Source organism: Sulfitobacter indolifex, from assembly GCF_022788655.1.
Classification (GTDB): Bacteria; Pseudomonadota; Alphaproteobacteria; order Rhodobacterales; family Rhodobacteraceae; genus Sulfitobacter; species Sulfitobacter indolifex.
On record NZ_CP084951.1, the window covers coordinates 2,172,615 to 2,192,618 of the forward strand.

Annotated in this window: 17 protein-coding genes; 9 read left to right on the forward strand and 8 right to left on the reverse strand. The window is 61.1% G+C overall.

The genetic code is table 11. The features are described 5' to 3' along the window. Positions 1–71 precede the first annotated feature (71 nt). Positions 72–2,948 carry a hypothetical protein gene (locus DSM14862_RS10570; protein WP_131541693.1) on the forward strand — a complete coding sequence of 959 codons (2,877 nt, stop codon included), beginning with the start codon at positions 72–74 and terminating at the stop codon, positions 2,946–2,948. An 87-nt stretch (positions 2,949–3,035) separates the two neighbouring features. Here DSM14862_RS10570 and hppD read toward each other — a convergent pair whose 3' ends face one another. Then, the gene (gene hppD / locus DSM14862_RS10575; protein WP_007120269.1) at positions 3,036–4,130 is read right to left on the reverse strand and encodes a 4-hydroxyphenylpyruvate dioxygenase; all 1,095 of its coding nucleotides are present in this window, start codon (positions 4,128–4,130) and stop codon (positions 3,036–3,038) included. Positions 4,131–4,267: 137 nt separating this feature from the next. On the opposite strand from hppD, the gene DSM14862_RS10580 reads away from it, so the two are divergent. Beyond that, complete coding sequence (locus DSM14862_RS10580; RefSeq protein WP_040701431.1) at positions 4,268–4,723, forward strand: Lrp/AsnC family transcriptional regulator; 456 nt, start codon at positions 4,268–4,270, stop codon at positions 4,721–4,723. Between the two features lie 18 nt (positions 4,724–4,741). Beyond that, positions 4,742–6,655, forward strand: coding sequence for a monovalent cation:proton antiporter-2 (CPA2) family protein (locus tag DSM14862_RS10585; RefSeq protein WP_007120271.1), 1,914 nt, complete (start codon positions 4,742–4,744; stop codon positions 6,653–6,655). Positions 6,656–6,688: 33 nt separating this feature from the next. On the opposite strand, the gene cobT is transcribed toward DSM14862_RS10585, so the two are convergent. Then, positions 6,689–7,702 carry a nicotinate-nucleotide--dimethylbenzimidazole phosphoribosyltransferase gene (gene cobT / locus DSM14862_RS10590; RefSeq protein WP_007120272.1) on the reverse strand — a complete coding sequence of 338 codons (1,014 nt, stop codon included), beginning with the start codon at positions 7,700–7,702 and terminating at the stop codon, positions 6,689–6,691. A gap of 79 nt (positions 7,703–7,781) precedes the next feature. Between cobT and cobS the strand changes: the two genes are divergently transcribed. Next, positions 7,782–8,588 (forward strand): adenosylcobinamide-GDP ribazoletransferase, encoded by an 807-nt coding sequence (gene cobS, locus DSM14862_RS10595; RefSeq protein ID WP_007120273.1) that lies wholly within the window; start codon positions 7,782–7,784, stop codon positions 8,586–8,588. Between the two features lie 53 nt (positions 8,589–8,641). On the opposite strand, the gene DSM14862_RS10600 is transcribed toward cobS, so the two are convergent. The 5 genes from DSM14862_RS10600 to DSM14862_RS10620 all read right to left on the reverse strand — a co-directional run bounded on the left by DSM14862_RS10600 (position 8,642) and on the right by DSM14862_RS10620 (position 13,799). Continuing rightward, positions 8,642–9,154, reverse strand: a complete 513-nt coding sequence (locus tag DSM14862_RS10600) for a CarD family transcriptional regulator (RefSeq protein ID WP_007120274.1) — start codon at positions 9,152–9,154, stop codon at positions 8,642–8,644. Between the two features lie 315 nt (positions 9,155–9,469). Then, positions 9,470–9,805: a ferredoxin FdxA gene (fdxA, locus tag DSM14862_RS10605; RefSeq protein ID WP_007120275.1), complete on the reverse strand. Its 336-nt coding sequence runs from the start codon at positions 9,803–9,805 to the stop codon at positions 9,470–9,472. Positions 9,806–9,857: 52 nt separating this feature from the next. Then, entirely contained in the window at positions 9,858–10,241 is a 384-nt protein-coding gene (locus DSM14862_RS10610) for an RNA-binding S4 domain-containing protein (protein WP_007120276.1), read from the reverse strand. After that, entirely contained in the window at positions 10,242–13,226 is a 2,985-nt protein-coding gene (locus tag DSM14862_RS10615) for a helicase-related protein (protein ID WP_243254246.1), read from the reverse strand. Positions 13,227–13,241: 15 nt separating this feature from the next. After that, positions 13,242–13,799, reverse strand: coding sequence for a tetratricopeptide repeat protein (locus DSM14862_RS10620; RefSeq protein WP_243254247.1), 558 nt, complete (start codon positions 13,797–13,799; stop codon positions 13,242–13,244). A 74-nt stretch (positions 13,800–13,873) separates the two neighbouring features. Between DSM14862_RS10620 and DSM14862_RS10625 the strand changes: the two genes are divergently transcribed. The 5 genes from DSM14862_RS10625 to DSM14862_RS10645 all read left to right on the forward strand — a co-directional run bounded on the left by DSM14862_RS10625 (position 13,874) and on the right by DSM14862_RS10645 (position 19,647). Further along, complete coding sequence (locus tag DSM14862_RS10625) at positions 13,874–14,164, forward strand: SCP2 sterol-binding domain-containing protein (RefSeq protein WP_007120692.1); 291 nt, start codon at positions 13,874–13,876, stop codon at positions 14,162–14,164. Continuing rightward, complete coding sequence (locus DSM14862_RS10630) at positions 14,164–15,111, forward strand: alpha/beta fold hydrolase (protein WP_007120693.1); 948 nt, start codon at positions 14,164–14,166, stop codon at positions 15,109–15,111. The genes DSM14862_RS10625 and DSM14862_RS10630 overlap by 1 nt, the downstream gene beginning before the upstream one ends. 62 nt (positions 15,112–15,173) lie before the next feature. Then, on the forward strand, positions 15,174–16,178 hold the full coding sequence (locus DSM14862_RS10635) for a ligase-associated DNA damage response exonuclease (RefSeq protein WP_007120694.1): 1,005 nt from the start codon (positions 15,174–15,176) through the stop codon (positions 16,176–16,178). Continuing rightward, a complete protein-coding gene (locus DSM14862_RS10640; RefSeq protein WP_007120695.1) occupies positions 16,175–17,773 on the forward strand; it encodes an ATP-dependent DNA ligase in 1,599 nt (532 codons plus the stop codon). The genes DSM14862_RS10635 and DSM14862_RS10640 overlap by 4 nt, the downstream gene beginning before the upstream one ends. A 56-nt stretch (positions 17,774–17,829) precedes the next feature. Continuing rightward, on the forward strand, positions 17,830–19,647 hold the full coding sequence (locus tag DSM14862_RS10645) for a M3 family oligoendopeptidase (RefSeq protein WP_007120696.1): 1,818 nt from the start codon (positions 17,830–17,832) through the stop codon (positions 19,645–19,647). Positions 19,648–19,718: 71 nt separating this feature from the next. On the opposite strand, the gene DSM14862_RS10650 is transcribed toward DSM14862_RS10645, so the two are convergent. Continuing rightward, the gene (locus DSM14862_RS10650) at positions 19,719–19,988 is read right to left on the reverse strand and encodes a DksA/TraR family C4-type zinc finger protein (RefSeq protein WP_007120697.1); all 270 of its coding nucleotides are present in this window, start codon (positions 19,986–19,988) and stop codon (positions 19,719–19,721) included. Positions 19,989–20,004: the final 16 nt, after the last annotated feature.

A 20,004-nucleotide genomic window follows, 5' to 3' on the forward strand; every position in this document is an offset into this window, starting at 1 on the left:
GACAAGCAACTACGGCGCGCGCACCCTTCCCTTGGGCGAACTCCTGCTCTATCCTTTGCAATGACCGCGGCGTGTCTGTAAGTGCGCCCGACCCCATGCTAAAGTCGTCTACGATGAAGCCGAATTTTACCCTCTCCTTGTCGTTCGACGGCATTCGTTTGTTCCACCGTACGGCGGGCGGTTGGCGGCTTGTTGGTGAAGTTGCGCTTGATAGTGCCGACTTGGCTGCGGAATTGGCGGTCTTGCGCAAAACTGCCACGGCGCTTGATTCCGGCGGGCTGCGCAGCCTGCTGCTCATCCCCGACGCACAGATTAAATATCTGACCACAGACACCCCCGGAATGGACCAGCCTGCGCGCCGTGCCGCTGCAGCTGCGGCGCTGGAGGGGGCCACGCCCTATGCAGTTGCTGATCTGGTCTATGATGTCAGCGCTGACGGCGGGCAGACCCATGTGGCCGCCGTGGCGCGCGAAACGCTGGATGAGGCCGAAGCTTTCGCTGTTGAGCATCGGTTCCACCCGGTCAGCTTTGCCGCCGCCCCTGCCGCCCATGCCTTTGCCGGCGCGCCACATTTCGGGGTGACCAAATCCGCGTCAAAGCTTTTGGACCCCGGCGAAACCGTGGAGCCTGAGGCAGAACCGATCGTAATTACCGGCGCGTTGAGCGCGCCCGAGGGGCCAATCGCCGATCTGGCAGAGACGCCGACGGCCGACAAACCCTCAGCAGAACCGGCGCTTGCCGCCCCACCAAACGACACGCCGCCACCGGTTGAAGAAGACCTGCCAGCGTTGGCTACGCCCGAGAAAACGCCAGATGCCGCTGAGCCAGCTGCGCTTAAGGCGACCCCTGCAGAAACGCCTCCGACCATTGATGAGAGGTTGCCGATCCTCGACGCGCCGGTGGAGGACCCCACGACACCGGACGCCGCGCCAGAGGCGGAGCTGGCCCCCACGCCCAAGGGCTCCCCCCCGCCGCTGGAAGAAGGCCTGCCCGAGCTGGATTCCGGTCCTACCGCCAAAGCTCCGCGCGAAGCTTCTGAGCTGGCAACACCACCCATCTCCGGCAGCGTCGCGGCTTCGGCTGCGCCGCTCGCTGCGGCTGCTGGTGCCGAGGCCGCGACACCCACGCCCCCCGCCACCACACCGCCCGAACCATCACGCAAGGTGGATTTTTCAGCACCACCGTCGCGCAGCGCGCCTGCCGCTGGATTTGCAAGCCGCAGTGGTGCGACTGACACAGCGCCAAATCTAGGCGGCGCAAGCCGGGCCACACCGCCGCCCCCGCCTGCCGCCAAGCCGGAACCGACCGTGGCGCCCACGCCCGCGCTCAGCACGCCGTCGCTCCCCGTCGGCGCGCCCTCGCCCGCCGCTGCTCCATTAGTGCCGCAGATGGCCATCGCACCTGCGGCTGCCGCAGCGACGACAGTGGCCGCGACACCCCAGCCCGACAGCAGCTCGCTGACGCCCGATACCCCCGCGTCGACCGGCGCGTTCCTCAGCCGTCGCAAGCCGAAACCAACGCAAGACCGCCGGTCGGCAGGCACCCCGGCCGCCGCCACATCCGAAGCCGACCGGATGACCGTTTTCGGCGCGCGTCGTCGCAACGAAGTGGGCGGCAAGCCACGTTTTCTGGGCCTCATCCTGACAGCGGCGCTTTTGGTGTTCCTCGCCGGCGTCGCCGCATGGGCGTCAATTTTTCTGGACGATGGCAACGCGCTTTCGCGGCTCTTTGGCGATCGCAGCCCGCGCAGCACTGCCGAAGCCTTGGCCCCCGCCGACACCCCCACAGCGGATGACGAGATCGCCGTTCTGCCCCCGGATGAACCAGCAGAACCCGATGCGATTGAAACCGCCGCGTTGGATGCCGGGCTAACCGACGAGGACGGTGCCGTGCTTGACGCGCTGCGCGACCCCGAGCCGCAACCCAGCACCGAGATGACAGAGGCCGAAGTCGACGCCAAATATGCCACCACCGGCATTTGGGCCCGTGCGCCAGACGTGCCCCCGGCCCCTGCAGCGGCCATCGATATTGACGATCTCTACCTCACCAGCATTGACCCGATCAGCACCACGACCGACGCTGTGGCCCTGCCACCCGCCGCTGGTTTTGGCACCGATACGGCACCGGGCGCGGTGAACTCTCCTGTCGCTGCGGGGACGCGCTTTGCGCTGGATGCACGCGGTCTGGTAGCGCCCACGGTGCAAGGTGCGCTTAGCCCCGATGGGCATCTGGTTTACCTTGGCCGCCCCTCGGTACAGCCCCCGGCCACATTGACCCGGCCCGAGGTTGAGCCCGTCGCCCCAGAGGTCGACAACACGTTGGAAGAGGCTCGCCCTCGCACGCGCCCCGAAGATCTGAAAGAGACCACTGAGCGCGCGCAGCTTGACGGTCTGACGCGATCTGAACTGGCTGGCCTGCGCCCACAACTGCGCCCCCAATCTGTTCAGGAAAAGGCTGAAGAGGCGCTTGCGGCTGCCGCCGCGCCTGAAGTGACTATTGATCCCATTGATACCAGCGCCGCCGTCGCCGCCGCCCTTGCACCCCCACCGGCAATTCAGAATGCCACGGAACAGGCCACCACCCAATCGCGCCGCCCCGACACACGGCCCCGCAATTTTGATCGTATCGTAAAGCGCGCTGCACGCAGCCCCGAGCCTGCGCAGGTGGCCAGCGTCGCACCAAAAGCGGTGCAACCCCGCTTCCCGTCGAAAACGTCGGTGGCGAAACAGGCTACAGTGAAAAACGCGATCAATCTGCGGGATGTTAACCTGATCGGGGTCTACGGCAAACCATCGAACCGCCGCGCCTTGGTGCGCCTCAGCAATGGGCGCTACCAAAAGGTTGAGGTCGGCGACCGCATTGATGGCGGCCGGGTGTCAGCGATTGGCGATAGTGAGCTGCGCTATGTCCGCCGGGGCCGCAATGTCGTGCTGAAGATGCCGAACTAAGGCTTCCCTCATCCGTTGACAGAGCTGACTGGACACCAAAAAAGAGGCACCGAAGCGCCCCTTCAGCTCATACCGGATGTGCTTTGATTAAGAAGTCTCAAGCTCGCCGTTGTCGATCTGCTCTTGCTCGATCGATTCAAACAGCGCTTTAAAGTTCCCCTCTCCGAAACCGTCATCGCCCTTGCGTTCGATGAACTCGAAAAAGATCGGGCCAATCACGGTTTTCGAGAAAATCTGCAACAGGATGCGCGTTTCTCCCCCGTCAATCACGCCTTCGCCGTCGATCAGAATGCCGTGCTTTTGCATCCGGTCCAGCGGCTCTTCATGGCCGGCCACGCGATCCTTGCTCATCTTGTAGTAGGTCTCGGGCGGGCCGGGCATGAATTTCAGGCCATTGTCGGCAATCGCATCCGTGGCGTCGTAGATGTCACGCGCGCCCACGGCGATGTGCTGGATGCCCTCGCCATTGTACTTCTTTAGATAGGCCACGATCTGCCCGGTCTCGCCCCGGTCTTCGTTGATCGGGATACGGATACGACCGCAAGGCGAGGTCAGCGCGCGACTGGTGAGGCCAGTGAACTTGCCCGCAATGTCGAAGAACCGGATCTCGCGGAAGTTGAAGAGATCGCCATAGAACTTGAACCACACGTCCATATTGCCTTTGTGCACGTTGTGCGTGAGGTGATCGAGGTAGTAAAATCCAACGCCTTCGGGCTTTGACTTGGCGATCCAGTCGTATTCCCAATTGTAGGGCGAGGTGTCGTAATATTGGTCTACGAAATAGATCAGTGACCCGCCGATCCCCATGATCGCGGGCACGTCCAGCACCTTGCCGTCGCCCTTGTATTCCTCGGCCCCCTGGGCCACCGCATGTGCCAATGCCTTTTGCGCATCGACCACACGCCACCCCATCGAGGGCGCGCAGGGGCCATGATCTTCGACAAAGCGCGCGGCAAAGCTTTCAGGGTCGTGGTTCAGCACATAGGTGATGTCACCCTGCTGCCAAAGCTCGATCTTCTTGGTCTTATGATTGGCGACATGGGCATAGCCCATCTTGGTAAAGACATCGCGCAGCGCCTGCGGGTCGGGGCTGGCAAATTCGACAAACTCAAAACCATCGGTGCCGGCGGGGTTCTCTGCCGTGATGGTCGATTTCGGGGCGTCATGTGGGAAAGGGCCCATGCCAGTCTCCTTTGCTATTGGATTTTACCCACCATACGCCGCCGGCCCTGCGCAGTTTGCGCGTATTGCGGCATACTTCTGGCCATTTTCGCGCGGCTGCCGCATACTGGGTCAAATCTACGCGGGAATTACGCATCATGTTGGATGAAACAGACCGGCGGTTGCTGACGGCGCTGCAAAAGAACGCCCACCTCACGGCCCAAGAGCTGGGTCAACAGCTTAACCTGTCGCCCAGCCAAGCCGGGCGCAGGAGGCAGCGGTTGGAGGCGGACGGCTATATTCGCGGCTACCACGCGCGGCTTGATCCGGTGCGGATGGGGCTGAATGTGCAGGGCTTTGTGCAGGTGCATTTGGGCACCCATGGGCCGGAACATTCGGCCAGCTTCGCGCGGCTTATGGCCACCCGTCCCGAGATTGTGAGCGTCTGGACGATGACAGGGGATGCGGACTATCTGTTGAGGGTCTATTGTGACGATCTGCCGAGCCTTAACAGGCTCATTCACGACGTTCTTCTGCCGCATCAGGCCGTTAGCCGGGTGCATAGTCAGATCGTCATGGACCAACTGAAACAGGACGGGCCGCTGCCCACCTGACCCTGAGAAAGGACCGTAATGGAAGGTTTCTTGTTCCAAGCCTCCGTCTATCTTGCCGCCGCCGTGATCGCCGTGCCGATTGCGGCGCGATTGGGTCTGGGGTCGGTGCTGGGCTATCTTGCCGCGGGCATTCTGATCGGCCCGGTGCTGGGGCTGGTCGGGTCCGAGACCAAGGACGTGCAGCATTTCGCGGAATTCGGCGTGGTGATGATGCTGTTCCTCATCGGGCTGGAGCTGGAACCCCGCGCGCTGTGGGACATGCGGCATAGGTTGCTGGGCATGGGCGGGTTGCAGGTGCTGCTGTCGACGGCGGCCCTGATGGCCATCGCCATGGCCTATGATCAGCCATGGCGCGTGGCGCTGGCGATTGGTCTGACGCTCTCGCTCTCCTCCACGGCGATCGTGCTGCAGACCCTCTCAGAAAAGGGATTGATGCGAACGCAAGGGGGCAGATCCGTCTTCTCGGTGCTGCTGACCCAAGATATTGCGGTGATCCCGATCCTCGCTTTCCTGCCACTGCTGGCAACGGGGCTTGCCGGGGGGATCCTGCCCAACGGGGCCATTTCGCTTGATCCTCAAGAGGTTGAGAACGCCCATCTGAGCGCAGAGGCCAGCCACGCCAATGGCGCGGCCCAAGCTGCCCAAACTTTTGTACAAAGCCTGCCCGGCTGGGGCGTGACACTCGTGACCATCGGGGCCGTGGCAGCGATCATCCTCGTCGGCATCTACCTGACCCGGCCGGTGTTCCGCTACATCCACCTCGCCAAACTGCGCGAGATGTACACGGCGCTGGCGCTGCTGATCGTGGTGGGGATTTCCTCGCTGATGACGGTGGTGGGCCTTTCGCCTGCGCTTGGCGCTTTCCTTGCCGGTGTGGTCTTGGCCAGCAGCGAGTTTCGCCATGAGCTAGAGACCGACCTTGAGCCTTTCAAAGGGCTGCTCTTGGGGCTTTTCTTTATCACCGTGGGCGCGGGCATTAACTTTGTCCTGCTCTTCGAAAAACCGCTGATCCTGATCTCCATGGCGCTGTTGGTCATCATCGTCAAAGCACTGATCCTGATGGGGCTGGGGCGTCTGTTCCGCCTCAAAGGGCGCGATGGCTGGCTGTTTACATTGGCACTGGCACAGGCCGGTGAGTTTGGTTTCGTGCTGGTCAGCTTCTCCCTCGCCACCGGGGTCATGCCGGACCCGATTGCCGAGACGCTGCTGCTGGTGGTGGCGCTGACCATGCTGATCACGCCTTTGCTCTTCATCCTCTATGATCTCATCAGCAAGCGGCTTGATGACAGCAGCCCCATCGTCGCGGATGAGATCGACAGCAGTGGGCCTGTGATCATCGCGGGCGTGGGTCGGTTTGGGCAGATGGTGAACCGCATGGTGCAGGCCAGCGGTTTCGCCACCGTCGTGTTGGACCACAACCCCGAAACCATCGCCGTCATGCGCCGCTTTGGTTTTAAAGGATTTCTGGGCGACCCGACACGGCCTGACATTTTGCGCAAGGCCGGGCTACAGGATGCCAGCGTGCTGGTGGTGGCGCTAGATGATCCGAAGGCAGCAGTGTCGCTGATTTCCTACGCCCGTAAGGAGAACCCATCCCTGCATATCGTCACCCGCGCGCGCGACCGGACAGAGGTGTACCGTCACTATCAAGCCGGGGCCGATGATATCGTCCGCGAGATGTTCGACAGCTCCCTGCGTGCAGGGCGCTATGTGCTGGAAAATATGGGGCTTTCAGGATTCGAGGCCAGCGAAGCACAAAAGCTTTTCTACGCCCATGACCGCGCCTCGGTTCGCGAATTGGCAGCCCTTTGGCGGCCCGATGTACCGCCCTCGCAGAACGCGGCCTATGTCGCCCGCGCCAAAGAGTTGCAAAAAGACCTAGAGACGGCCTTTTTGAACCTGGGCGAAGACAAAGCCAAGAATAGTACCTAATGCGGCGGCCCTCTGGGGCCGTCTAGGGCCGTACTATGCGTCGCTGACGCCCGCTTCGGCAAAGGTCGCCATGCCCGCGTGACAGGCCAGCGCGGTCTTTAGAATGCCAATCGCCAGCCCCGCGCCAGACCCCTCCCCAAGCCGCAGGTTCAGCTGAAGCAACGGCTCTTTGGCCAGCGCTTCCAGCAATCGGCGGTGCCCGCTCTCAGAACTAAGGTGCCCCGCCACGGTGTGGTCAAGCGCGCCGGGCGCGCTGCGCGCAAGGCACAGCGCCGCAGCACAGCAGATAAAGCCGTCAAGGATCACCGGAATGCGCAATTGCCGTGCGCGGGCCATGGCCCCGGCCATCCCTGCCAACTCGCGGCCACCCAACCGGCGCAGTGTCTCCAACCCGTCACCCTTATCTGCGTGCAGCGTGATTGCTTCGGTCACCACCTCTGTCTTAAGTGTAAGCCCCGCATCATCCACACCGGTGCCCCGTCCGGTCCAAAACTCAGCCCCTCCGCCCAAAAGCGCACCGGCGAGAGCCGCCGCAGATGTGGTATTGGCGATGCCCATTTCGCCCACCACCAGCAAGTCTGCATCAGCGTCAACCGCCTCCCAACCGGCGCGCAGGGCATCGACGAGTTCGGCCTCATCCATCGCAGGTTCGGCGGTGAAGTCTTTGGTGGGCACCTCGAGCGACAGAGGCACCACATCAAGGCTGGCCCCATTCACCCGCGCGATCTGGTTAATTGCCGCCCCGCCGTGCTGGAAGTTCGCCACCATCTGGGCTGTCACCTCAGCCGGAAACGCTGATACGCCCCGCGCTGCAACGCCGTGATTGCCCGCAAAAATGATGATCTGCGGCGCTGAAATCTCGGCCCGTGCGCCGCCACGCCAACCGCGATACCAGATCGCCAAATCCTCTAGTCGGCCCAGTGCTCCGGGGGGTTTGGTAAGGATGCCGTCATGGGCCCGCGCCTCTTCCATCGCGGCGCCGTCACAGTCGGGCATGGACCGCAGAAGGCTGCGAAATTCGGTAAGATTGGCGAAAGACGTGGTCATATGCGGCCCTTTGCGGATTGATATTTAACCGTTTCTAGCCTTAGCCTGTCGGCGCTGAAAGTGCCGAAGGGGCGAATTTATGGCCATTCCCGACATCTCCGCCCTGAGACACGCCTTTCGCGCGCGCGACATCGCTGTGGCCTTTGCTTTGCTGACCCGCCTGCCCCTGCCCCATTTTCATTTTGAAGCCGAAGTTCACCGCCCGCCCGCACGCAGCGCTTGGGCCTATCCGCTGGTCGGCATTGTGTTGGGACTTATTGCAGGCGGCGTAGGGCTGGCGCTGACACGGATGGGCGCAACCCCGCCGCTCGCCGCTGCTTTCGTTCTGATCACCACGGTCATGCTCAGCGGCGCGATGCATGAAGACGGTCTGGCGGATTGTGCCGATGGGTTTTGGGGCGCTTGGACGGCGGAAAAACGGCTGCGCATTATGAAAGACAGCGTGATCGGCACTTACGGCGTTGTGGCGCTGGTTCTGTCGCTGCTGTTGCGGTGGTATCTGATCAGCGAATTGATCACCGACGGTGCGCTTGTCTGGGCGCTTGTCATCGCCTCCTGTGGCTCGCGCGCCGCGATGGTCTGGGTGATGGACAGCCTGCCCACCGTGCGCCGCGACGGGCTGTCAGATCGCACAGGCCGACCCGGTGAATTGGCCACAGCTGTGGCGGTGCTGATCGGAGTGGTGGTGATCGTGGTGGCGCCGGTCTATTCCGCTTGGCGTTTGGTGCTGTTAGGGCTGGTTGGGGCGCTGGTGGTGCGGCAGATCGCCAAACGCAAGATCGGCGGGCAGACCGGCGATGTGCTGGGCGCGACTCAACAGGTGACAGAGATTGCCATGTTAATCGGTTGCCAGATGATGGCCTATGGCTGGCAGGCCATTCCCTAAAAAAAAACCGCGCCCCCTAAAGGGACGCGGCATGTTCTTAAACTTGTGCGTCTTTAGGCCGCAACGCGGCTTTCCAGCACATCGCCGACTTGCTTTGCCGCAGCAAGCTCATCCCCGCCAGAGACGGCCGCCACTTCGCGGGTCAGACGCTCAAGCGCGGCTTCATAAAGCTGACGCTCGGAATAGCTCTGCTCGCGCTGATCGTCGGTGCGGTGCAGGTCGCGCACAACCTCTGCAATGGCGATCAGGTCGCCAGAGTTGATCTTTTGCTCATACTCCTGCGCGCGGCGCGACCACATGGCGCGCTTGACCTTGGCCTTCCCTTTGAGGGTCTTCATCGCATGGTTGATCACGTCAGGCGTCGACAGTGCGCGCATGCCGATTTCGGTCGCCTTATGCGTGGGCACCCGCAGGGTCATCTTGTCTTTTTCAAAGGAAATCACGAACAGCTCCAGCGCGATGCCGGCCACTTCCTGCTCCTCGATCGAGACGATCTGGCCCACGCCATGCGCAGGGTAGACAACGAACTCATTCGGGCGGAAATCAAGCTTCTTCGATTTGGTCATATAGATCGCTCCTTGGCGCGCGGGGGATGCCCCGCAATTAACTCATACACCTGAACAACACGTCAAAACGCATACGAAGCACCGCCAGAGCGGCTTGCGTTCGGGTGCGTCTGATCTAGAAATGTGAGGTCAACCTTGGCAGCAGGGTCGAAACATTATCAGGCTCGTGTGTTACAGCTTGAGAACATCATAGCACATAATCACGCCATCCGAAAGCTATCCCAAGGTCAACTTGGTGAATTTCCTGACAATTCAGCAGTTTAGCTGAAGATCCAAGTGTTATTCAAACGCAACAAAGGCCGAATCAGCAAAAAATCAGCCGCCTTCGCCCGGCTTTTCTGAGAAAAGCTCCATCTTGCCCTCTTTGCCGTCCATCTCTTCTGCGGCCGGCAATGGGTCTTTTTTGGTGATGATGACGGGCCAAAGCTCGGAATATTTGCGGTTAAACTCAACCCATTTTTCCATGTCCGGCTCTGTATCCGGGCGGATCGCATCGGCAGGGCATTCGGGCTCGCAGACGCCACAATCGATGCATTCATCGGGATGAATGACCAACATGTTTTCACCTTCGTAGAAGCAATCCACCGGACATACTTCGACGCAGTCGGTGTATTTGCAGGCGATGCAGGCGTCGTTCACGATATAGGTCATGCGGGAAACTCTGGCTGGGTGTGTGGGGGACTAGCTAAACCGGGGGGCGGGATCATTCAAGGTGGCGTGCCTTAGAAAGATCAAGCTGCCTACGGTCACGCTTGGTCGGGCGGCCCTTTCCTTCAAAACCGGGATTTTCGGGCTGTCTGTCCTTTGGTTTCGGCTGTGGTGGGGACAGATCGGTGTAGAGCATCTGCGCCTCGGGTGCGGGACCACGGCGCTGGCCAATGGCCTCGATCTGAATGACGCGGACATGATCGCCCTGCGTGAAGGTCAGCACGTCACCGGGGCCGACATTGCTGGCGCGTTTTTGGGTGGGGGTGCCGTTGATGCGAACCGCGCCGCCCGCCACCTGAGCGGCAGCGAGCGAGCGGGTTTTGAAAAAGCGGGCGTGCCACAGCCATTTGTCGAGCCGTAGTTTCTCGCCCGCCGTCACTTACTTGTCGTCCTTCAGCCCCATAAGTGCTGCGGCAAAGGGGTTGTCAGGATCGATCTGCTTTTCCTTGCGCGGCGGACGGGCCGAGAAGTTCTGCGATTTGGCACCCTGCTCACCGCCGGGCTTGCGCCCTTTGCCTTTGCCGGGCTTGCCACGGGGCTTGCCTTGGCCCTGATTGCGGTCACCGCCGCGACGGCCTCCACCAGCATTCCCACGCGGGCTGCGCGCCCATGTGAAGACATAGTAGGTCTCCATCTCAGGCCCGGCGACATCGGCGTCGGGTGCTGTGCCTTGCGGGATTTCTTCCGCTGGTACTTCAGGGATGGCGGCCTCTACCTCAGTGTCCTCTGCCGCGACATCGGCCATGGGCGCGATACCATCATCGGGCATCTGTGCCACATCACCGGGGCGGTCATCTGGGTTCACCTCATCCGACGGGGTCTCGATAATACCGCCTGCAGGTTCTTCCGCCGCCACGTCCATGATCGGCTTATCGGCCGCGTCATCAGCCGCGAGGTCACTGTCGAGCTTTTCAGGGACGTTGGTGTCGGCGGAGGCATCCATCGCGTTATGGCTGCCGTCTTTGGGCATCACCACGTCGACAGGCTTCACCTTTGTACGCTCAACTTTTTCGGCCTTATAACCAAGGCCTTCCATCAAATCAGCGAACTGCTCAAGCGTCATGCCCGTGATCGAGAGCATATCAGGCTTGGCCTCAAACCCACCGCGGGAATCTTCGGCGCGCAGCATGTCGGCCAGACGCTCAAGCATGTCGATGCGGATCGCGCGTTTGCCCGCGTTGCGGTAACCCGACATCGTGTCGGCGCCCGCAGGAGCATCGGCCTCGACCGGAATGGTGACCAGACCGGGGGGCGGAGATTCGGGGAATTCGCTCAAGTCTTTGCTCAGCGACCACAGCACCAGACGCAGACGGGTCGGCGCGGGCTTGAGCATCAGCGGCATAAAGATCGTGAACTGACCAAAGCGAATGCCATGCTTGCGCAGTGCGCCACGGGCGTCTTGATCCAGCGATTTTACGTCCTCAGCCACCTGTGCGCGCGGCAGGATGCCGAAATTTTCCACCAGTTGGAAAGCAAAGCCACGGGCCAGCCCGGTCATGGTCTCGTCTTTGCTGAGCGCCAAGAGCGGCTCGAACAAGGCGGCGATCTTGCGGTCGATGAAATGCTGCAACCGGCGTTTGACCTTCTCAGCCACTTCGGGTCCGGCGATGTCATCAACAAAGACCTCAACCTGCGGCTTCAGCGCGTCGGACCCGGCGGTAAGCTTGCCCACCGCGGCACTGCCCCACATGAGGCCACCCTGCTCGGTGAAATCAATCTCGGTATCGGGCGCGTTGTAGAACCGATCGGCGCGCAGATGGAACTGCGGAGCCAAGGCCTGCAAGGCTGCGGTCTTCACCGTCTTGTCCTCGGCCGCGCCTGCGCCCTTGTCCACCCGAAAGCGGAACCCGTCCAGCTTGCCTACAAATTCACCTTCAACGGTGACTTCACCGGTCTCGTTTACATCGGCCACCATGGCTTCCTTCTGTCCAAGCCGGCGCAACAATACGGATGTACGCCGATCTACAAATCTTTGAGTCAAACGCTCGTGCAGAGCGTCCGACAAGCGGTCTTCTACGACACGCGTCGTGTCGCGCCAATGGCTTTCGTCCTTCGTCCAGCCCTTGCGCTGCGCAACGTAGGTCCATGTGCGGATAAACGCGAGTCGTTTGGATAACGCATCAATGTCCCCATCGGTTCGATCAATTCTCTTGATTTGTCGTGCGAGCCAATCGTCAGGGATGTATCCGCGCTGATGCAGGTCGTTAAAAATAGTCTCCAAAAGCCCCGCATGTTCGGCATGGCTGATGCCGCGAAAGTCGGGAATTCGGCAAACATCCCAGAGCAACCGCACCGAAGCGCCATCCGTGGCGCGGGCAAAAACTTCGTCGACCTGCGCAAGCGCTTTCAGAGCCTTTAGATCGTCGGACTCGCGGGCCCGGACCAGTCGTTCATCTTCCGGCGGCATTTCCAGCGTCTGGATCAGTCGGTCGATACTGCCAAATTGCAGCGCGTGGTTGCGCCAGTTCACCTTGTTCTGCGGGGTGAAATTATGGTCCATGATTGCCCGCGCCACCCCGTCATCAAGCGCAGGCGCATCGCCGGTGGTGCCAAACGTGCCAGACTTGAACCCGCGCCCTGCCCGGCCCGCAATCTGCGCCAGCTCATTCGGAGCTAAGGGACGCATCCGCCGCCCGTCGAATTTGCTGAGCGCCGAAAAGGCCACGTGATCGACATCAAGGTTAAGCCCCATCCCGATCGCGTCGGTAGCGACCAAATAGTCGACCTCACCATTTTGATACATCTCTACCTGCGCATTGCGCGTACGTGGCGAAAGCGCGCCCATCACCACCGCTGCACCACCCTTTTGGCGGCGGATCAGCTCGGCGATGGCATATACATTCTCAACCGAAAACCCCACGATTGCGCTGCGCGGCTTCATCCGGCTTATCTTTTTCTGACCAGAATAGACCAATTCGCTCATCCGGTCGCGGCGCATGAAATCGACACCCGGAACCAGTGCCGCGATGGTGCCGCGCATGGTGTCTGACCCCATGAACAGCGTCTCATGCAGGCCACGCGCCCGCAGCAAGCGGTCGGTGAACACATGGCCGCGCTCGGGGTCGGCGCAGAGCTGGATCTCATCAATGGCCACGAAATCCGCGCCCATCTCTTGGGGCATCGCCTCAACCGTGCAGACCCAGTACTGCGTGCGCGGCGGCACGATCCGCTCTTCGCCCGTAACCAGCGCCACGACCGACGGCCCGCGCGCCTTGACGATCCGGTCATAAACCTCACGCGCCAACAGCCGCAGCGGCAGGCCGATCACCCCGGTCCGATGCGCCAGCATCCGCTCGATTGCATAGGTCGTCTTGCCGGTATTTGTCGGGCCGAGAACGGCCACGACGCGCTTGTTGCCTGCCACCTGTTTATCCTTGAATTAAAGCTCGCGTCCGATGCCGTCCCGGCGCAGCCCCTCAAGGGCCGACCGAGCGTCATCGTGATGCGGGTTGAGGGCGAGCGCCCTGCGGTACAGCTCCGCCGCGCGGCCCAGATCTCCAAACTCCTGCAGCATTACGGCAAGGCCGAAGATCGCGTTATAATTGTCGGGGTTCAGCGCCAGCGTCCGCTCCAGATCATCCAGCGCGGGACCGTAGAGGTCAGCCCCATAATAGGCCTGCGCCCGCGTATGAAACCCTTCGGCAAAATCGGGGGCATGGTCGGTCAGCGCCGTCAAATGCTCTATCGCCTGCCGCGGATCACCGTCCGCCATGGCCTCCCGCCCGCGCGCCAATAGCAAATCCATCGCAGCCGAGCCTGACCGCTGCCAATACGCCTCAATCTCATGAGCGATTCTGGGGGCTTCGGCGGCAGGTGCCTTGCGCAGCTTTTGCATAAGCTCTGGCGGGGCCATTTCGGCCACGGCCATGCCCGCAAGCAACACAAAGCTACCAACTGCCGCAACGGTATGTTTGAGGTTGACGGGTATGATGCGCATAACAAAACTGAATGTAACAGGCTGCCGCCGCAATTCCAGACGTAGCGGGGCCAAATGCCAAAAAAGGGCGAGCGATGAGCGATATTGTGAACGAAGCGGTTGTAGTGCTGAACGAAAAGCTGGCCGGAAGCGATTTTGACGGCACAGCCAAGTTCGACATCGAAGGTGAAGGCACCGTGATGATGGACGAAAACGGCGCTCGCGCTGCGGATGAAGAAGCCGACGTGACGCTCACCGCCGACGCGGAAACCTTTCAGTCGATCCTTGAGGGTGACACCAACCCGACATCCGCTTTCATGACCGGCAAGCTCAAGATCGACGGCGACATGGGCATGGCGATGAAACTTGCGGCTGTACTCGGCTGATGCCATTGGACCCGGCCCCGCTTTTCACCGATATCGCCCCCGGACCAGAGGGGGGCCAAGCCCATTGGGTAGAGACATCGGATGGCAAGCGGATCAGGCTGGGTCATTGGCCACTGGCAGGCGCGCGGGGCACGGTATTGCTGTTCCCCGGGCGCACCGAATACATTGAAAAATACGGGTTTTGTGCCGCCGAACTTGCGCGGCGCGGGCTTGCCACCATGGCGATTGACTGGCGCGGCCAAGGCCTGTCCGACCGGATGCTCCCAGATGCGCGCATCGGTCATGTAGATGCCTTTAGTGACTATCAAAAAGACGTGGCCGCCATGCTGCGCGCGGCACGCAGTCTTAACATGCCGCGCCCCTACTTTTTGCTCGCGCATTCCATGGGCGGCTGTATCGGCCTGCGCGCTGTGATGGAGGGGCTGCCTGTGCAGGCCGTCGCTTTCACTGGCCCGATGTGGGGCATCTATGTCGCGCCGCGACTGCGCACTTTGGCGTGGTCTTTGGCGCAGCTTATGCCGCGAGTCGGTCACGGCCACCGCCTGCCCCCGGGCACCAGGATCGAAGCCTACCCGGCAATCGCCCCTTTCGAAGATAATCTACTGACCACCGATCCGCAGATGTACGAGATGATGCGCAATCAACTGGCCGCGCACCCTGAGCTCAGCCTCGGCGGACCTAGTTTTGTCTGGTTGCGAGAGGCGCTGACCGAAACAAAGCATCTCGCCGGTCGCGCGGCACCGAACATCCCATGCGTTACTTACCTGGGCAGCAATGAACGCATCGTCGCCACAAACCGGGTCCACGCGCGGATGGCGCAGTGGAAAGGTGGCCGATTGGAGATCGTTGAGGGCGGTGAGCATGAAGTGCTGCTAGAGACCCCAGAGCTGCGCAAACCCATCTTTGATGGGCTGGAGAAGCTCTACCTCGGCAATATATCTGGCTAACACACACTGCGCCCCGCGTCATTTTCCTGTGCAATCGGCCCGCGCCGCCTAGATTGCTTTGAATGACACGCGAACCCGTCCTCACCTTCACCGAAAACGGCATCTACTGCGCTGCCGGGGATTTCTATATCGACCCTTGGCGCCCTGTTGATCGGGCGTTGATTACCCATGGCCACGCGGACCATGCGCGCGACGGGATGGGCCGCTATTTGGCCACCCATGCCGCCCTGCCCGTCATGCGCCACCGCTTGGGCGAGATCACGGCCGAGGGCATCGCTTACGGCGAGCAGCGGATTATCGGCGGGGCGACGGTATCTTTTCACCCCGCAGGCCATGTGCCGGGCAGTGCGCAGATCAGGGTAGAGGTGGCCGGCGAGGTGTGGGTGGCATCGGGCGACTACAAGGTCATCAACGACGGCATGTCCGAACCCTTTGAGCCGGTCAAATGCCATCATTTTATTACCGAAAGTACCTTTGGCCTGCCGGTCTTTCGCTGGGCAGCGCAGGCGGATGTGGCGGCTGACCTCAACACTTGGTGGGCTGCCTGTGCGGCGGCAGGAAAGACAGCGTTTTTAGGTGCCTATTCGTTAGGCAAGGCGCAGCGCCTGCTGTCAATGCTGGACCCGGATGTCGGGCCCATTTTGACGCATACAGCGGTCGAAAACACCAACGCCGTGCTGCGAAGGCAAGGCATTACTTTGCCCGACACCACCCTCGTCACGCCCGAGCTTGCGCCCAAAGAGCACCCCGGTGCGCTGGTACTGGCCCCGCCGTCGGCGCTCGGGAGTCAATGGGCGCGGCGGTTTGGGGCGCAGGAAAGCGCATTTGCATCCGGATGGATGGCCCTGCGCGGGGTCCGCAGGCGGCGCGCAGGCGACCGGGGGTTTGTGATCTCTGACCATGCCGACTGGCCCGGGCTGCTCTGGGCGATCCGCGAGACAGAGGCAGAAAACATATATGTGACACATGGTTACACGGATATCTTCGCGCGATACCTTAACGACCAAGGCTGGAATGCCCAAGTGGTGCCGACCCAGTTTGACAGCGACGGAGGCGATAGCGAATGAAGGATTTCGCCGCCCTCTTTAACGCCGTGGACCAGACCACCAAAACCACCGTCAAGGTCGCAGCCTTGGCCGAATATTTCACCACCGCCGCAGAGGATGACCGGCTCTGGACTGTGGCGCTGTTTTCTGGGCGCCGTCCGAAACGGGCGGTGACGACAACTCGGCTGCGTGAATGGGCGTCTGAGGCTTCGGGTGTGCCGCTTTGGCTATTTGAAGACAGCTATGCCATTGTCGGTGATCTGGCTGAGACCATTGCACTGGTCCTGCCGCCCGTGGACAGCGACGACACCGGCACGCTGACCTCATGGATCAACGCCCTGCGCGAATTGAAGGATGAGGACGACGCCGCGCGCAAAGCCTTCGTTCTTTCGGCGTGGCAACAGCTTGGCGGCACTGAGCGGTTCCTGTTCAACAAACTCATCACCGGCAGCTTTCGCATTGGCATCAGCCAGAAGCTGATGACCCGCGCATTGTCACGCGCCACGGGCAAGCCAGAGCCAGAGATGGCGCATCGCTTGATGGGCAACTGGCACCCCGATGACGTAACGTGGCACAGCCTGATCGAGGCTGAGGATGCCAGCGCCGACGCCTCGCGCCCCTACCCCTTTTACCTCGCCTATGCTTTGGAGGACGGACCAGAGGCGCTTGGCGATCCGACCGATTGGCGCGCCGAGTGGAAATGGGATGGCATCCGGGGCCAATTGATCCTGCGCGACGGCGATTACTTTGTATGGTCGCGCGGCGAAGAACTGATGACCGACCGCTTTCCCGAACTGGCCCGCGCCGCCGATCATATGCCGCCCGGCACGGTGCTGGACGGCGAGCTGCTGGTTTGGCAGCCGGGGGCCGAGTTTCCTTCGTCCTTCAACGCCTTACAATCTCGCATTGGCCGCAAGACCGTGCCGAAAAAACTGCTGAAAGAAGCGCCGGTCATCTTACACGCCTATGATCTGCTGGAATGGCAGGGCGAAGACATCCGCGCGCGCCCCTTTGCCGAACGCCGGGCGCTTTTGGAACAGGCCAGCGCCGATCTGCCCGAAGACGCACCGATCCGCCTGTCCCCGCAGCACCAGTTTAGCGATTGGTCTGCCCTTGCCGATCTGCGCGACACAGCGCGCGAGGCGCAGGCCGAAGGGCTAATGCTCAAACGCGCCGACAGCCCGTATCTCTCGGGCCGCAAGAAGGGCGATTGGTGGAAATGGAAGCTTGACCCGCTGACCATTGATGCGGTGATGATCTATGCGCAATCCGGCTCAGGCCGCCGTGCGAACCTGTTTACTGATTTCACGTTCGCGGTCTGGAATGGCAATGATCTGGTGCCGTTCACCAAGGCGTATTCTGGCCTGACGGATGCCGAGTTCCGCTCCATCACCGCATGGGTGCGCAAGAACACGCTACAACGCTTTGGCCCCGTGCGGCAGGTCACGCCGCATCATGTGTTTGAAATCGCCTTCGAAGGTATTCAGCCCAGTCCACGTCACAAGTCCGGCGTTGCCCTGCGCTTTCCGCGCATGTTGCGCTGGCGTAAAGACAAGCCGCTGCAAGAGGCGAACACCCTCGATGATCTGAAAGAGATGCTGCGGATTTACGGGTAGGTTGTCCCGGCCCGCCCGGAGGCATAGATGTGACGAAACGCAAAAGAGGTACACCGATGTTTCAGCTTCCCTTCCCGCTTTACGATGCCAACGCCAGCGCCGGGGGCAAAGACCTCGGTAATCTGCCGGAATGGGATTTGAGCGACCTTTACACCAGTGAGGACGCCGCGGAGCTTAAACGCGATCTGGACTGGCTGGAGGAAGCCTGCGCGAGCTTTGCCGCTGATTATGAAGGCAAACTGGCCGAATTGGATGCCAAGGGACTGCTCGACTGTGTGCTGCGCAATGAGAAAATCAATCAGGTCGCGGGGCGCATCATGTCCTACGCTGGCCTGCGGTATTACCAGCAGACGACGGACTCTGGCAGGGCCAAGTTCATGTCTGACATGCAAGAAAAGATCACTGATTATACGACGCCGCTGGTCTTCTTCACGCTGGAATTAAACAAGCTGCCCGACGATCATCTGGCTGATCTGCTGAACCAAGACCCCGATTTGGCACGCTACAAGCCGGTCTTTGACCGCATCCGCGCAATGAAACCTTATCAACTGTCCGACGAGATGGAGAAATTCCTGCACGATCTGGGCGTGGTTGGTGACGCATGGGAGCGGATGTTCGACGAAACCATTGCCGGGCTCGAGTTTGAGGTCGATGGTGAGACGTTGACCATCGAAGGCACGTTGAACCTGCTGACCGACCCCGACCGCGCCAAACGCGAGGCTGGTGCTCGTGAACTGGCCGAGGTGCTGGGCGCAAACATCCGCACCTTTGCCCGCGTTCACAACACGCAGGTCAAAGAGAAAGAGGTCATGGACCGCTGGCGCGGGATGGAGACACCGCAGACCGGGCGGCACCTGAGCAACCATGTGGAGCCGGAGGTTGTCGAAGCGCTGCGCAATGCAGTGGTGAATGCTTATCCAAAGCTTAGCCACCGCTACTATGAGTTAAAGCGCAAGTGGCTGGGCCTCGACGTGATGCAGGTGTGGGACCGCAACGCGCCGCTGCCGATGGAAGACCCCAAAGTGGTGAACTGGGCACAAGCCGAAGAAACCGTGATGGAGGCCTATACCGCCTTTGACCCGCGCATGGGTGAACTGGCGAAACCGTTCTTCACTGACGGCTGGATCGATGCCGGCGTGAAACCCGGCAAAGCGCCCGGCGCTTTTGCACACCCGACGGTCACCAACGTGCACCCCTATGTGATGCTGAACTACTTGGGCAAACCGCGCGACGTGATGACACTGGCCCATGAGCTGGGCCACGGCGTGCATCAGGTGCTGGCCGCCGACCAGGGCGAAATGCTGTCATCGACCCCGCTGACCTTGGCTGAAACGGCATCTGTCTTCGGCGAGATGCTCACCTTCCGCAAGATGCTCGACAAGGCCAAAACCCAAGCCGAACGCAAAGTGCTGCTGGCGGGCAAAGTCGAAGACATGATCAACACAGTCGTGCGCCAGATCGCCTTTTATGACTTCGAATGCAAACTGCACGAAGCACGGCGCGGGGGCGAGCTGACACCAGATGATATCAACGCATTGTGGATGTCGGTGCAGGCAGAAAGCCTTGGACCTGCGTTTGAGTATATGGACGGCTATGAGACCTTCTGGGCCTATATCCCACACTTCGTGCACTCCCCCTTCTATGTCTATGCCTATGCCTTTGGCGACGGCCTGGTGAACGCGCTTTATGCGGTCTATGCCGCAGGCGAAGAAGGCTTTGAAGACAAGTACTTCGACATGTTGAAAGCGGGCGGATCAAAGCATCACAGAGAGCTTTTGGCGCCCTTCGGCCTTGATGCCTCTGACCCTGCATTCTGGGACAAAGGTCTTTCAATGATCTCGGATATGATCGATGAGCTTGAGGCGATGGAATAACGCCACGCCCACAAATTGGTGAGGGTCACAGGCTGGCCCTCACCGCACTCCAGCGGCCAAAGCAGCTGCGCCTATTTTAGTTGGCTGTCTTTCGATCCACGCCGATTGATCCCGCCGCGCATCTGCTTTTGGTCGTCACGTTCCCGCACGCAGTCAATACACAGCTTTACCCCCGGCAATGCGATGCGCCGCGCTTCGGGGATCGGCTCTTCGCATTCGGCACAATGGGTCAGACTTTCGCCCACCTGCGCACGGCGGGCCTTCATCCGTGCCAGTTCGTCCGAGATTGACGCTTCAATTTGCTCGCTTACAGCGCCGTCGCGCGCCCATCCACCTGCCATGTTACGCCCTCCAGTT

What these genes read in the sequence shown, in the direction of transcription:
- DSM14862_RS10600 (WP_007120274.1), bottom strand. Translation starts at nt 9,154, where the DNA reads ATGACCAAATCGAAGAAGCTTGATTTCCGCCCGAATGAGTTCGTTGTC.
- hppD (WP_007120269.1), bottom strand. Translation starts at nt 4,130, where the DNA reads ATGGGCCCTTTCCCACATGACGCCCCGAAATCGACCATCACGGCAGAG.
- DSM14862_RS10580 (WP_040701431.1), top strand. Translation starts at nt 4,268, where the DNA reads ATGTTGGATGAAACAGACCGGCGGTTGCTGACGGCGCTGCAAAAGAAC.
- DSM14862_RS10650 (WP_007120697.1), bottom strand. Translation starts at nt 19,988, where the DNA reads ATGGCAGGTGGATGGGCGCGCGACGGCGCTGTAAGCGAGCAAATTGAA.
- DSM14862_RS10585 (WP_007120271.1), top strand. Translation starts at nt 4,742, where the DNA reads ATGGAAGGTTTCTTGTTCCAAGCCTCCGTCTATCTTGCCGCCGCCGTG.
- cobS (WP_007120273.1), top strand. Translation starts at nt 7,782, where the DNA reads ATGGCCATTCCCGACATCTCCGCCCTGAGACACGCCTTTCGCGCGCGC.
- DSM14862_RS10630 (WP_007120693.1), top strand. Translation starts at nt 14,164, where the DNA reads ATGCCATTGGACCCGGCCCCGCTTTTCACCGATATCGCCCCCGGACCA.
- DSM14862_RS10645 (WP_007120696.1), top strand. Translation starts at nt 17,830, where the DNA reads ATGTTTCAGCTTCCCTTCCCGCTTTACGATGCCAACGCCAGCGCCGGG.
- DSM14862_RS10640 (WP_007120695.1), top strand. Translation starts at nt 16,175, where the DNA reads ATGAAGGATTTCGCCGCCCTCTTTAACGCCGTGGACCAGACCACCAAA.
- DSM14862_RS10625 (WP_007120692.1), top strand. Translation starts at nt 13,874, where the DNA reads ATGAGCGATATTGTGAACGAAGCGGTTGTAGTGCTGAACGAAAAGCTG.
- DSM14862_RS10635 (WP_007120694.1), top strand. Translation starts at nt 15,174, where the DNA reads ATGACACGCGAACCCGTCCTCACCTTCACCGAAAACGGCATCTACTGC.
- DSM14862_RS10620 (WP_243254247.1), bottom strand. Translation starts at nt 13,799, where the DNA reads ATGCGCATCATACCCGTCAACCTCAAACATACCGTTGCGGCAGTTGGT.
- fdxA (WP_007120275.1), bottom strand. Translation starts at nt 9,805, where the DNA reads ATGACCTATATCGTGAACGACGCCTGCATCGCCTGCAAATACACCGAC.
- cobT (WP_007120272.1), bottom strand. Translation starts at nt 7,702, where the DNA reads ATGACCACGTCTTTCGCCAATCTTACCGAATTTCGCAGCCTTCTGCGG.